The 11,100-nt window shown below is 41.6% G+C and carries 6 protein-coding genes; all 6 read left to right on the top strand.

The genetic code is table 11. From position 1 onward, the window contains the following. The first annotated feature begins 18 nt into the window (after positions 1-18). The 6 genes from Q4597_RS10325 (at position 19) to Q4597_RS10300 (ending at position 11,088) form a co-directional block, all read left to right on the top strand. Positions 19-1,824, top strand: coding sequence for a RagB/SusD family nutrient uptake outer membrane protein (locus tag Q4597_RS10325; protein ID WP_303406145.1), 1,806 nt, complete (start codon positions 19-21; stop codon positions 1,822-1,824). 198 nt (positions 1,825-2,022) lie between these two features. Next, positions 2,023-3,594 carry a sodium:solute symporter family protein gene (locus Q4597_RS10320; protein ID WP_303406144.1) on the top strand — a complete coding sequence of 524 codons (1,572 nt, stop codon included), beginning with the start codon at positions 2,023-2,025 and terminating at the stop codon, positions 3,592-3,594. 40 nt (positions 3,595-3,634) lie between these two features. After that, entirely contained in the window at positions 3,635-5,926 is a 2,292-nt protein-coding gene (locus Q4597_RS10315) for an FAD-dependent oxidoreductase (RefSeq protein ID WP_303406143.1), read from the top strand. A 9-nt stretch (positions 5,927-5,935) separates the two neighbouring features. Further along, a complete protein-coding gene (locus tag Q4597_RS10310; RefSeq protein WP_303406142.1) occupies positions 5,936-6,817 on the top strand; it encodes a S9 family peptidase in 882 nt (293 codons plus the stop codon). Positions 6,818-6,834: 17 nt separating this feature from the next. Beyond that, positions 6,835-8,787 carry a glycoside hydrolase family 97 protein gene (locus Q4597_RS10305; protein WP_303406141.1) on the top strand — a complete coding sequence of 651 codons (1,953 nt, stop codon included), beginning with the start codon at positions 6,835-6,837 and terminating at the stop codon, positions 8,785-8,787. Between the two features lie 9 nt (positions 8,788-8,796). Next, a complete protein-coding gene (locus Q4597_RS10300; protein ID WP_303406140.1) occupies positions 8,797-11,088 on the top strand; it encodes a glycoside hydrolase family 2 protein in 2,292 nt (763 codons plus the stop codon). The last annotated feature ends 12 nt before the right edge of the window (positions 11,089-11,100 follow it).

Here is an 11,100-nt window from a genome sequence, read left to right as displayed (position 1 = left end):
CAGCATAACTACAATACAATGAAAAATATAAAATATATCATCTTAAGCGTGGGCCTTCTGATTTTAGGGTCCTGTGAAGACAATGTTCTTAATCTGGAAGACCCCGGAAGCCCTACCGATGCAACCTTCTTTAGGACGGAAGCGCAACTAGAGGTTGCCCTTACCGGAGTTTACGAGCAATTAAATTATGTAAATGCGGTTCCTTTTCCGCAATTATTGGATCATACCACAGATTACGCTTTCAATAGAGGTAATGTGGGCGGAACCATTGCGGCAACTACAGGAGGGCTCACATCTACTGAAGGCCTTGTAAATGGTTTTTGGAATAATTTCTATACGGGAGTGCAACGCGCCAACAACCTATTGACCAATATGGACAAAGCAGTAGATGCATCGGATCCTAACCGTTTTGAGCAAATTAAGGCGGAAGCCCTTTTTCTACGTTCGCTTTTCTATAGTTACCTAACGGAACTTTACGGAGACGTTCCTTTTAGAACTGAAGTAACTTCTTTGGAAGAACTAGAAATAGTAGCCAGAACTCCAAAAGCTGAAATTGTAGCAAGTATTATATCTGATTTGCAGGAAGCTGCCGCCATACTCCCTCCTACGCAACCGGCTACGGAGAGAGGTCGTGCATCGGCAAATGCGGCAAACGCACTTATTTCACGTATCGCACTCTATAATGAGGATTATGAATTAGCGGAAAGTGCCGCTCTTAAAGTCATGAATTCGCCTGAAACGCCTTCATTGTACCCAGATTACGAGGCTTTATTTACAGATGCCGGTGTAGGTTCGTCCGAAGTTTTATTCGACCTTTCTTATATAAACGGAACAAAAACCCACGGCCTATCACAAAGACAAGGCAGTAGATTTGGCGGATGGTGCCAACTAGTACCTGCTCAACAAACGGTAGACAGTTATGAGACCATAAACGGACTACCTATTGATGAGGACCCGGAATACGACCCTGCCAATCCGTTTGAAAATCGAGATCCAAGATTGGAAGCAACTATAGCCTTACCCAACAGAGTTTGGACAGGCCATATTATTCAACAACATAGTGATAGTATTGCCACATGGCGAATAGAGGACGGTGTTAAAGTAGAGCGTGTATTCAACCCAAATTCTGCCAACCCAGCAGGGCGAGCCATAGTAGACCCCTATGACGGTACGGAATACGTTACCGGAGGTGCTAACCGTTTTACCGCTTTCAGTGGTTATTTCTGGAAAAAATTCTCGGATGCCCCAAGACTATTGGGTTCTTTGTCCGGTGGACCTAGTCCGTTACAATCCGAGCAGACCATTTATCTATTGAGATATGCCGAAGTTCTTCTTAATTATGCCGAAGCAAAAATTGAAGGTGGCTCCATAGACGGTAGTGTTCTGAACGCTATTAATGCGGTCCGCGAAAGAGCGTATACCAATAGTGGGGTGCCTTTTCCGGCTGTATCCACTACCGATCAGGCAGAGCTTAGAAAAATTGTTAGAAGGGAACGTAAAGTTGAGTTTGCCGATGAGGGCTTAAGATTGTTTGATATTAAACGATGGAGAATTGCCGAAAAAGTATTGAACACAACACTTTTGGGCGGCCCCGCAAACGGATTTAGCAAAATAGGAGATTTAGGTTTCGTGCCAAATATTGATGATGACGGTCATATAGATTACACCGGTGCACCTACCCAACCTAGGGTTGAACTAGGAAACTTGGACTATAGGGAATTGGAAAAGAGGGTATTTGATGCTGGAAAACATTACTTATGGCCTATACCACAAGCCGAAATTGATGCTACCGAAAATATTGTAACACAAAACCCCGGTTATTAGAAGAGAATTTTGAGTTTGTTTTTGTTAGTTTTTTAAAAATAGGGGGTACAAGTTTATCCCCTATTTATTCAATACAAAAACAAGAATAATAGTATATTCATAAAAACAAGAATGGGCAAAATAGATATCACGGTAATATTACTTTTTACACTGCTTGTATTTGTATGCGGATTAAGTTTTTCTAAATCCGGCAAAAACATGAAATCTTTTTTTGCGGCAGGGGGAGCACTACCCTGGTGGATGAGCGGCCTTTCGCTCTTTATGAGTTTCTTTTCGGCAGGTACTTTTGTCGTATGGGGCTCCATAGCCTATTCCAGTGGTTGGGTAGCCATTACCATACAGACCACTATGTGCATTGCCGGCGTGCTTATCGGCTTTTTCATTGCCCCTAAATGGCAAAAAACAAAAGCACTTACCGCGGCCGAATTCATTACGGACCGTTTAGGCTACAATACACAAAAAATTTATACCTATCTGTTTTTATTGATATCCATCTTTACCACCGGTGCCTTCCTGTATCCGGTAGCTAAGATTGTGGAGGTATCTACAGGTTTCCCCATCCACACCAGCATTATTGCGCTCGGTATCCTGATCTTGATTTACACAGCTGTTGGCGGTCTCTGGGCGGTAATCGTTACGGACGTTCTACAGTTTGTGGTGCTTACTGCAGCTGTTTTAATCGTAGTTCCGCTTTCGCTGGATAAAATTGGAGGCATAGACAACTTTGTCTCAAAAGCACCCGAGAATTTTTTTAATCTGGTTAACGAGGAATACACTTGGGGTTTTATGATTGCCTTTGGCCTATATAACCTTTTCTTTATTGCTGGTAACTGGGCCTATGTTCAACGCTATACAAGTGTTGCCACTCCTAAGGATGCTAAAAAAGTAGGATGGCTTTTTGGTGGTCTCTACTTGGTCAGCCCCTTAATTTGGATGTTACCTCCAATGGCCTATAGAATCCTTAATCCGGAACTAGGTGGCTTGGCAGATGAAGGAGCTTATTTATTAATGTGCAAGGAAGTACTGCCAGTTGGAATGCTGGGCTTAATGTTAGGCGGAATGATTTTTGCCACCTCTAGCTCTGTAAACACAACCTTAAATATCTCGGCAGGTGTTCTGGCCAATGATGTTTACAAACATTTTAGACCCAACGCGGACGGAGATAAATTGGTAAAAGTAGGTAGGACCGCTACCATATTGTTAGGTATACTTACTATTATCATTGCTCTTCTCGTTCCATATATGGGAGGTATTGTTGAAGTAGTTATGAGCTTGGCAGCCATTACGGGAGGAGCCATGTTCTTACCTCCTATGTGGGCCTTGTTCAGTAAATACCAGACTGGAAAAAGCGCTTTAATTGTTACGGTCATTACCTTGGCCATCAACGCCTTTTTTAAATTTTTAGCCCCTACCCTTCTTAACTTTTCGTTTGACAGGGCCCAAGAAATGGGGTTTGGCATGGGTATTCCCGTAGTACTCTTAGCTGCATTCGAAATATATGCGCGTAACCAGAAAAAAGAGACCGAACAATATGATAACTATCAACTTATAGTAGCTAAAAAAAATTCCGAGACGGAAGAAGAAGCATCTGCCGGAAACAAAAAAGGAACGCGCGTCATCGGCATTGGTGCGGCGCTAACAGGTCTAATGATTTTAATCTTATCGTTCATTGCTAAAACTGGTGCACTCTTGGTAGGCGGCATGGGAACCTTAGTCTTATTACTAGGTAGTTATATCATCTTTAAGACCACTACAGCACGTTCCAAATAAAAAATACCCAATCTAAACACTAAAGTACAAATTACATTATATGATTTCAGAAGCCTATAGTTCCCAAAAAAGAATCACTAAAACCGTACCTCTACAAGGAGACCTTGTTGTAGTTGGAGGCGGTCTTTCAGGTGTCTGTGCCGCAATTACGGCTGCCCGTTCGGGTCTAAAAGTAATACTTCTTCAAGATCGTCCTGTACTTGGGGGCAACGCCTCTTCTGAAGTTCGTCTTTGGAGTTTGGGGGCCACCTCTCATATGGGAAACAATAACAGATGGAGCCGAGAAGGTGGATTGATCAATGAAATTCTTTTGGATAACCTTAAACGGAACAAGGAAGGGAATCCACTAATTTTTGACACCGTACTACTCGAAAAAGTATATGAAGAAAAAAACATTACTTTATTGCTGAATACAGCCGTGTATGATGTTGAAAAAGGTGAAGATGAAAAGATAAAAGCGGTTACCGCTTTTTGTAGCCAAAACTCTACCACCTACACAGCAAAAGCCCCTCTATTTTGTGATGCTTCCGGAGATGGCATTGTTGCTTTTATGGCAGGAGCTTCATTCCGTATGGGTGCCGAAACGCGAGAAGAATTTGATGAAGGTTTTGCTCCTAACATTGAGGATTATGGTAATCTTCTAGGGCATTCGCTTTACTTTTACACCAAAGACGTAGGTAAACCTATATCCTACACCGCGCCCTCTTTTGCTATAAAAAATGCAGATGAACTTCCGCGAATCAAGAACTTTCAATTGGGTGACCATGGTTGTAAATTATGGTGGGTAGAGCACGGTGGACGTTTGGACACCATTCACCAATCCGAGGACATAAAATTTGAACTTTGGAAAGTGGTCTATGGTATTTGGGACTACGTAAAGAACAGCGGTAAATATCCCGAAGCCGCAAACCTTACCTTAGAATGGGTAGGAACTATTCCCGGTAAGCGGGAAAGTCGCCGTTTTGAAGGAGATTTTATGCTTACCCAAAAAGACATTGTGGAACAACGTGATTATTATGATGCGGTTTCCTTTGGGGGTTGGGCCATGGATTTGCATCCCGCCGATGGTATTTACAGTAAACACAACTCATGTACGCAGTGGCATGGCAAAGGCGTATATTCCATTCCTTACCGTTGTTATTACTCTAAAAACATAGACAACCTTTTTCTTGCTGGCAGGATTATAAGCGCCAGTCATGTTGCCTTTGGCTCTTCAAGGGTAATGCTTACCTGTGCACACGGGGCGCAAGCAGTAGGTGAAGCTGCCGTGCTCTGTACAAATGAAGGATTATTGCCAAGGGATATCGCTTCCAAGGACAAAATTGAAATACTACAACTGGCCCTGAACAGAAACGGGCAAAGTATTCCCCGGTTATCCTTAAAAGATACCGAAGACATAGCAGTTAAAGCCAACATAGAGGCTAGTTCTACTTTAGCATTTTCAGGTTTTGCTGCTTCAGATGATTGGCAGGTATTAAAATTCGGGTTGGCCCAAATGGTTCCTCTTAAGGCTAATGAAACCTATAGCTTTGAATTTGAAGTGGATGCTTTAGAAGCCACCACCTTGGAAATTCAACTTAAGAGCAGTTCAGCCTGTACCCATTTTACACCAGATGTAATCATTGATAAAAAGGAGGTCAATTTAACTAAAGGAAAACAGAAAATTACTTTTTCAACTTCAAGGACACAAACGCAGGACCACTACTCTTTCTTCTGTCTTTTGAAAAATGAAAAGGTGAAAGTACGTCTGTCAGATGAGCGCATTACAGGCTTAATGACCGTTGAAAATAAAATAAACAAAGCGGTGTCCAATTTTGGAAGACAAGACCCTCCAGCGGATATTAATATCGATAGTTTTGAGTTCTGGACTCCTGAGCGACGTCCTAAAGGAAAAAATATTGCCCTTCAGATGACAAAGAATTTGCCCATTTTTGAGGTAGATAATATTAAAAACGGAGAAGTCAGGCCCAATTCAAACGGAAACACCAATGCATGGGTTGCCAAAATTGAGGACGAAAAACCCACATTACGCCTAAAATGGGACGATAATGTTGCTATTAAAACCGTAAAACTCTTTTTTGACTGCGATTATGACCACGCTTTGGAAACTACGCTTATGGGGCATCCAGAAGACGTTATTCCTTTTGTAGTGGCCGATTATACCGTTAAAGATGCTTCCGGAAATCTCCTAAAGGAAGTCACTGGAAACCATCAGGCCATAAATACCATTGAATTGGATGAAGCTATTTCCACCAATTCATTGGTCTTTGAGTTCAACAAAAAAGAAGCTCACATACCGGTTTCTGTTTTCAAAATATCGGTTTACAACTAATTCCATAAAATGAAAAAGGTAACTGGAATCTGTATTTTTCTTATTCTAGGCACTACTCAAGTAGCGTCCCAGAAAGATGCCGTTGCCCAATTGCCGGATATCAGTTCTTTTCACCAAGACCTGTTTGTTCCCAAAATAACGGAAGGTAAACCCAAAGCCGGTAAACGGGTAAGGCAAACCTTGGCCTCGTATCAAAACACAGATGTTTACCATTTAGTTTACTTGCCTACCGACTATAAGGAAGGTGAAAAATACCCTGTCATTATAGAATTTCCGGGCAACGGACCTTACACAAGTGCTTACGGAGATGTTTCAACAGGCCAGGTAGACGGTTGCAATTTGGGGTACGGACTAAGCGAAGGCAAAGGTTTTATTTGGGTGAGTATGCCCTTTATTAGCACCAATGGCCAAGAAAACCAAAAATGGTGGTGGGGCAATATTGAAGCCACAAAAAAATACTGCATAGATGTTGTAAACGAAGTTTGCAACAAATTTGGAGGTGATGCTTCCAACCTTATTTTAGCAGGATTTTCAAGGGGAGCCATCGCCGTAAATTATATAGGGCTTCATGACAATGAAATTTCAAATCTGTGGAAAGCCTTTATTGTTAATTCTCATTACGATGGTCTAAAAACATGGGACTACCCTAATTCCGATAAGGCATCGGCCATTGAAAGATTGAAACGACTTAACGGAAGACCCCAACTTATTTGCGCCGAAGGTCAAGGAACAAGAAAAACAAAAAACTACATTGCCCAGTCGGGAATAAAAGGAAACTTTACTTTTTTGGATATCCCCATTAGAAACCATACCAATTCGTGGCCATTATACGAGCTAAAGGAACGGGAAACTGTTAGAACATGGTTATCGCAAATAATTGAAAAAAACTAAAAAAACAGCAATACAAAATGAAATACCTATTCTACAAATCTGCTTTATTTTTTGGTTTCTTACTTGTGGTTTTTTCTTGTAAGACCAATACAGGAGATGATGAAAAAAATCAAACCTTAAGCCATGGAACTACAGACGTTTCTCTGTTTACCGCTACAAATGGTCAGCTAGCGTTCCTAGTCACCAAAAATAAGAAGGTAGTTTTAGACACCTCTCTTTTGGGTATTAAAGTAAACGATAAGCTCCTTGGAAAAAATGTGGAGATAACTCTTCTAGAGCAAAAAGAAACACAAACCCAATTTCCACTAAACGGAATAAAAAGTGAGGCCTCATACAAAGGAGATGTATATAGCTACAAAGTTTCAGAGGCAGATGGAACCGACTGGAAATTAGAGTTTCAACTTTCCAATGAAGGGGTAGCTTACCGTTATGTGGTTTCCGGACAAGGCACACAACATGTTCAGGGCGAAGAAAGTAGCTTTAAAATACCTAGCCAGACCAAAGTTTGGTACTTTGAGCGCGATAGCGACTGGAAATTAAAATCGCACGCAGGCGAATGGCTTTCCGCTGATATTTCCGAAATGCCAACAGTTTCTAAGATGGGGCCCATTCAAGGCTTAACGCTTACTTGCGAACTTCCGCAAGGAGGTTATGTTTTATTGGCCGAAGCCGCACTTTATAATTATAGCGGTATGCGTTTGGAAGCAACTGGTAACAACACCTTTAAGGCCAATTTTGAAGAAGGTGATGCCGGTTTTGATGTTACAGGTAATGTAACCACACCATGGCGCTGTATTCTATTGGCGGACACTTTAAACGATTTGGCTAACAATACCATGGTAGCCTCATTAAACCCTGCTCCCGACCCTAAGTTATTTGCAGACAGCAACTGGATAAAACCCGGAAAATCTGTTTGGCACTGGTGGTCCGGAAAATATGTAGATTACAAAGAAGAGCATGATATGGTAGATGATGCCGTAGAACTTAACTTTTCATATAATATGGTTGATGATGGCTGGGAAAGATGGCCCGATAAATGGACTAAAGTGACAGAACTCTCCAACTATGCCAAAGAAAAAGGGGTTGGGATTTTTGTATGGAAGCACTCCAAGGAAATCAATTTTCCTGAAGACGACTATGCTGTAATGGGGCATTTTTTGGATAGTGTAAAACAGACAGGCGCCGTCGGGGTTAAGGTAGATTTTATGAACGGCCAGAGCAAAAACATCATATCCTTTGATGAAGCCTTATTGAGAAAAGCGGCAGAAAGACAATTGATGGTCAATTTTCATGGTTGCCAACAAAGCTCGGGCGAGTATCGCACCTATCCAAACGAAGTTACACGTGAAGGTATACGAGGTTTAGAAGTAAACCATATGAAAGAAGGCCCTTTGACCGCTTCGCACAATGCGGCATTACCTTTTACAAGATATGTAACAGGTCATGGTGATTATACCCCTCTTGGTCTTACCGAACCCGGAGAAACTACATGGGCGCATCAATTGGCCACTTTGGTTACTTTCTACTCCCCTTTTAACTGTATTGCCGAAAATACCCAGTTCCTTTTAAAAACCAAGAGTGTTGCGCCAGCACTGGATTTTATTAAAACGGTACCTTCGGTCTGGGACGAGACCTTTGTACTGCCCCAAAGTAAAATTGGTGAACTGGCAGCCATAGCCAGACGCACGAACAATGATTGGTATTTGGGCGTACTACGTAGTGGACCGGCCCAAGAACTACAAATTGACTGTAGTTTTTTAGGTAATGGCGAGTATACCGCAGAAATTTTTACTGACGATACCGAGGCCAAACGTATTGATTTAAAAGGACTGAACAAAGAGGCAGACCTACGCCAATGGGACACGGCCGTACCCTTTAAAAAATCATTGGAAACGGTCACAAAAGAAAAAACACTCACCGTTCGCCTAGCGGAGCATGGTGGTGCCGTTATAAAATTCATCAAAAAATAAAAAGTACCCATGAGAAATTTTGCTTCCATAGCGCTTTTTAGCCTCCTATTTCTAAGTTCCTGCACGGACAAAACTGTAAAAACATCACTAGAAAACGAAACCCTATCCCTTAACGGGAAATGGCACTTTTTGGCATCTAATGAAGAAAGTGAAGAAAATCTATTAACTGCCGATTATACAAAATGGGATACGCTTTCCGTTCCAGGCAATTGGGACGTTGAGAACAAATATGCCCATTTTAAGGGCAAAGGGTACTACCAACGTAATTTTAGCATTCCTCAAAACTGGCAAAAAAAGCAGATTCGTATAAAGTTCGATGCCGTTTACGAAACCTCAAAAGTTTGGCTGAACGGTAAGTTATTAGGAGCACACGAAGGAGGCTACACCCCTTTTGAATTTAATATTACAGACCAAGTACTGACCGATAAACCGAACTCAATTTTGGTCATGGCCGACAATACGTTCAGAAGAGGCGCTTGGTGGGCTTGGGGCGGCATAAGCCGAAACGTTTCCTTACTTGCTCATAATGATGTCCGTTTGGTTCGTCAACATATTTCCGCAGTTCCCAATTTTGATAAGGGTATGGTAGCTATAGCCATTTCTTATACTGTTGAAAATAACTCCGGCCAAGAAAAAAATATTACTGTAAACACTAAAATATCCGGTCCGGACAATGAAGCTTGGGCGCCCAAAACCCTTGAGCTTACCACTAGCAAAAATGGGATTACCACTAAGGTTCTGACTTTTCAAAAACCGTTAGAAGAAGTAAAATTATGGCATTTTGACCGTCCTAACCTTTACTCTTTAAACAGTACTATTGCTTCTGATTCCCAAGAATTGGATGCCGTTTCCGACAAATTCGGTATTCGGAAAATGGAAGCTATTGGGGAGCAATTATACCTCAACAACGAAGCGGTGCGCTTAAACGGTTTCAATCGGGTACACGACCATCGTTTCTTCGGTAATACGGAACCTGATGAACTTATTAAAAATGATATTTTGAATATTAAAGCCCTAGGCGGAAACTTTTCAAGAATCATGCACGCACCTGTATCAAAAAACCTTTTACAGTTCTGCGATAGTATCGGCTATATGCTAATTGAAGAAATCCCGGTCTGGGGTCGTGGTGCACCAAATGCCATACCCAATAACCCAAGGACAAAAAAGTGGCTGAACGAAATGATTACTCGAGATTATAACCACGCCAGTGTTGTAGGTTGGAGCATGGGCAATGAAATTGGCAACCCAGATGGCGAATGGGAAGACATGACCATGACTCCTGACCAGTATAACTATGTAAACGATATGCTGGATCACGTGGCCTCCATTGATTCCACACGCTTAAAAACAGTGGTAAGTTTTACATCTCACCTGCCTTTGGCAAAACCCGGTAACGAACCCTATGAAAAACTGGACTTGCTATGTATGAACTCTTATGGCGAGACCTATGAAAAAGTGGGTAAGGCCCATGCCAGATTTCCGGGGAAACCTATTTTTATTTCAGAGATTGGCGACAAACAGATAGGACTCACATCCGATGCCGAGTTTAGTGATAGGCTTATTGAACAACTTGATAAAATACGAACGTTACCCTACGTAGTTGGCTCATCTCTATGGACCTATAATGATTACCGAAGCGATTATAAAGCCACGCCTCCATCAGAAAATAGAGCCTGGGGAGTTGTGGATGTATGGCGAAACAGGAAAAAAGCCTACAAACAGATTCAAGATATCTATGCACCCGTTCAAGGTTTAGAAGCAACCATAAACAAAGATGAAATAGCAATTTCTTTGCTACCTAGAAACAAACAAGATATTCCCGCTTATATTATGAATGGGTATACGTTGGCGTATGAGCTTTTTAATGATAAAGGTGAGTCAGTCAGCAAAGAACGTATTGAACTCCCAATTATAAAACCCGGAGATGATGCATTGAAATTCAACTTTAAAAATAACCCTAATGCCACTCAGATAGACGTAGGCCTATGGTCACCCTTGGAAATTGAAGTTAAAACCGCCTCATCAAAAAAAGGAAGCAATCCGCCTGTAGAAAACTCCAATTTCCCCGTGATAGAATTTTTGGGCAGGACCCATGATGGTGTAGGCATAGGCTATACGGTAAGCGAAAAAGACTCGATTTTCACTTTTAAATATGGAAAATCACCGGAAAATCTAACCGAAGAAACAACAACAAATTTAAAGGGAGCCTTTAAAATTCAATGGTCACAGACCGAGCCGTTTTTCATAAAATTAAAATCAGATGTAACAGATTGGTCACCAACAAAACAACTTCAAGAATAATATTCAACTCAA

It is taken from the genome of Zobellia sp. 1_MG-2023 (genome assembly GCF_030549125.1).
Classification (GTDB): Bacteria; Bacteroidota; Bacteroidia; order Flavobacteriales; family Flavobacteriaceae; genus Zobellia; species Zobellia russellii.
The sequence above is the reverse complement of the archived record's forward strand: the minus strand, read 5'-3'. Positions and strand labels throughout refer to the sequence as shown.

Excerpts from the sequence above, each read along its gene's own strand:
- Q4597_RS10325 (WP_303406145.1), top strand. The coding sequence starts at position 19 with ATGAAAAATATAAAATATATCATCTTAAGCGTGGGCCTTCTGATTTTA.
- Q4597_RS10320 (WP_303406144.1), top strand. The coding sequence starts at position 2,023 with ATGAAATCTTTTTTTGCGGCAGGGGGAGCACTACCCTGGTGGATGAGC.
- Q4597_RS10315 (WP_303406143.1), top strand. The coding sequence starts at position 3,635 with ATGATTTCAGAAGCCTATAGTTCCCAAAAAAGAATCACTAAAACCGTA.
- Q4597_RS10310 (WP_303406142.1), top strand. The coding sequence starts at position 5,936 with ATGAAAAAGGTAACTGGAATCTGTATTTTTCTTATTCTAGGCACTACT.
- Q4597_RS10305 (WP_303406141.1), top strand. The coding sequence starts at position 6,835 with ATGAAATACCTATTCTACAAATCTGCTTTATTTTTTGGTTTCTTACTT.
- Q4597_RS10300 (WP_303406140.1), top strand. The coding sequence starts at position 8,797 with ATGAGAAATTTTGCTTCCATAGCGCTTTTTAGCCTCCTATTTCTAAGT.